Here is a 2,938-nt window from a genome sequence, read left to right as displayed (position 1 = left end):
GAAGGGACGGGCAAGGGAAGCTTGGCCTCCAAACAGTTCCGCGCCACGATGGATTTGCCATTTCTAGAGGCTGTCCTGACTTTGCGGTAGCCCTGGTCCATCCAGGGGTCAAACGGCCTGTCTCCACCCATACGCCCCCGCCCGCAACCGCTACAGTCGGAACCGTGCAATTCCTGGCCCGTCTCGCGTCCCGACACCCCTGGGCGGTGCTGGCGGTGTGGATCATCGCCGCCGCGCTGAGCCTCCCGCTGGCCGCCCGCGCTCCGGCAGCGCTCAACGCCGATCCGGCAGGGGGATTGACCAGCTCGGAAGCCAACACGATCAGCACCTTGCTGCGCGAACGCTTTGGCGAACGCGACACCAACACCGCCATTCTGGTTACGCGCAGTACCCCGCCGCTGAATACCCCGGAAGGGCAGAAGATTTACGGGACGTTCGTGGATGGTCTGGAAAAGGTAGCGGGCGTTTCGCGCGTCGTGCCTGCCACCACGGGCGGCCCGGTCCCCACGCAGGCGACGGACGGTGTACTGGCCCTGACGGTGGCCCAGATTCCCCTGGAGGAAGGCGGGACAGAGGCGCTCTCGGCGGTGCGGCGCTACGTGAGCGGCGTCCAGAGTGGGGCGCTGAGCATCCGCGTGACCGGCGGACAGGCGATTGCCGACGACTTCACCGAGTTTGCCGAATCCGACACCAAGCGCAGCGAGTTCACGGCGCTGCCGCTGATCGCCGCGCTGCTGCTGCTGATCTTCGGGGCACTGGTGGCCACCGCGCTGCCGCTGGCGGTGGGAATGCTGAGCATCAGCGTCGCAATGGCGGCCCTGTATGGCCTGACCTTCCTGATGCCCGTCAGTACCTTCGCGCAGAGCGTGGTGACGCTGCTGGGCCTGGGCGCGGGCATCGATTACGCCCTGCTGATGGTCAACCGCTTCCGCGAGGAATTGAAGCGCGAACCAGACAGCCGCGCCGCCGCCGCCCGCACCGTAATGACGGCGGGCCGCAGCGTGGCCTTCAGCGGCATGACCGTGGGCATCGCGATGGCGGGGCTGATCCTCCCCCCGGTGGCCTTTGTCCGCAGCATCGGCATCGGCGGTGTGCTGGCGGTGATCCTGACCGTGCTGGCAAGTCTGACGGCGCTCCCCGCGTTGCTGGCCCTGCTGGGCGAACGGGTCAACAGCCCGCGCCTGCTGAAAGTGACCTGGGCGCAGAGTGGCGCGGCTTCGGCGGCGTGGACCGCCTTTGCCCGCCGCGTGACTGCCCGCCCCGTGCTGGGCGTGGTGCTGTCCACAGTCTTCCTGCTAACGCTGGCGATTCCGGCCCTGGGCTTAAAAACGGGTTACGCGGGCGCATGGGGGCTGGTCCCCGGCGTTCCCAGCCGCGACGCCCTGACAGACGTGCGTGAGCTGGGTGCGGGCGGACTCCTGAGCCAGTTTGAAGTGATTTTGGACTTGAAGGGGCAGAAATACACCCCGGCAGACCGGGACAGATTCCAGAAAGTGGTGAATGATCTGCGTACCCTTCCAGACGTGAAGGCCATCATCAGCCCCTTCCTGACCTCTGCCGATCTGGCCGGAGCAGGGACGGGCGGGCTGGAGGCGCTGAGCCTGCTGACCCGCCGCTCTTTCAGCGCAGACCGTGAATTGCTGCGCGTGACGGTGATTCCCAGCGACACCCTGCGTGCCCAGGACATCGCCGCCTTTGAAACCCGCGTGCGCGACACGCTGGACGCCAGCGGCTACACCTATCTGCTGGGCGGAGCACCCGTGGGCGGCGAGGAATTCAGCCGCGCGATTATCGGCACGCTACCGGGGATTATCGCCGTGGTCTTTACCGGAACTTTCCTGCTGCTGATGGTGGCCTTCCGCAGCCTGCTGATTCCCCTGAAAAGCATCGTGATGAACGCCCTGACCGTGGGCGCGGCGGTAGGGGTGGTCACGCTGATCGTGCAGGACGGCTTTCTGGCCGCGCCGCTGGGCATCCCCGCCGACGTGGGGGTGCTGGACGCCTCGCTGCCTGTGCTGCTGTTCGCCGTGATGTTTGGCCTGAGCATGGATTACGAGATCTTTTTGCTCTCGCGCGTGCAGGAGGAATATCTGAACGGGGCCAGCAACGACGAGGCCGTGGTGCTGGCGGTGGGCCACACCGCGCGGATCATCACCAGCGCCGCCGTGATCATGTTTATCGTGTTCGTGGCCTTCATGTTCGGGCGCGTGGTGGCCACCAAGAGCATCGGCCTGGGCCTGGCGGTGGCGGTGGCCCTGGACGCCACACTGGTGCGCCTGATCCTCGTCCCCGCCTTCCTCAAGCTGGCTGGAAAGTGGAACTGGTGGCTGCCCGCGTGGCTGGACAAACGGCTCCCGCGCATCCGGCTGGAGCATTGAGCGGGGGCACTCTTTTTCCAGGGCTGAAGAAACTCAGGCCGTCAGAATCAGCGGCTTGCCCCCAGTGATCATGACCGTATGTTCAAAATGCGCGGCCAGCCCGCCATCGGTGGTGCTGAGGGTCCAGCCGTCACGCAAAGTTTTGACCCGGTGGGAGCGGCCCGTGGACACCATCGGCTCAATGGCAATGACCAGACCCTCGTGCAGCTTCTTCCGGTCTGCCGGACGGTAGTAGTTGGGCACGTTGGGGTCCTCGTGGATGGCGCGGCCTACGCCGTGGCCGAACAGTTCCCGCAGCACCGTGAAGCCCCGGCGTTTCACCTCGGTTTCCACGGCCAGCCCGATGGCGTTGACCGGATGGCCCGCCTTCGCGGCGGCCAGGGCCGCTTCAAGCGCAGCCTCGGTGCATTCAATCAATCGCATGGCAACAGGTGAAGCCGGGGGAACCGCCACAGTGACGGCAGCGTCCGCGATATACCCACTGACCTTACGCGGCAGAGTTTTGAAAATTCTCGGTAACTACTCAGCAGGGGGACTTGCGGAGTGGAATCAGATAGAGT

General features: G+C 65.7%; 2 protein-coding genes. One reads left to right on the top strand and one right to left on the bottom strand.

Annotated elements, in window-relative coordinates; all coding sequences use genetic code 11:
* The first annotated feature begins 164 nt into the window (after positions 1-164).
* Positions 165-2,378, top strand: a complete 2,214-nt coding sequence (locus Q319_RS0122975; protein ID WP_029484716.1) for an MMPL family transporter — start codon at positions 165-167, stop codon at positions 2,376-2,378.
* A 33-nt stretch (positions 2,379-2,411) separates the two neighbouring features.
* On the opposite strand, the gene Q319_RS0122970 is transcribed toward Q319_RS0122975, so the two are convergent.
* Complete coding sequence (locus tag Q319_RS0122970; RefSeq protein WP_281173857.1) at positions 2,412-2,852, bottom strand: M24 family metallopeptidase; 441 nt, start codon at positions 2,850-2,852, stop codon at positions 2,412-2,414.
* Positions 2,853-2,938: the final 86 nt, after the last annotated feature.

It is taken from the genome of Deinococcus marmoris DSM 12784, from assembly GCF_000701405.1.
Lineage (GTDB): Bacteria > Deinococcota > Deinococci > Deinococcales > Deinococcaceae > Deinococcus > Deinococcus marmoris.
Note: the sequence above shows the minus strand (reverse complement) of the source record. Positions and strands in the feature narration are given on the sequence as shown.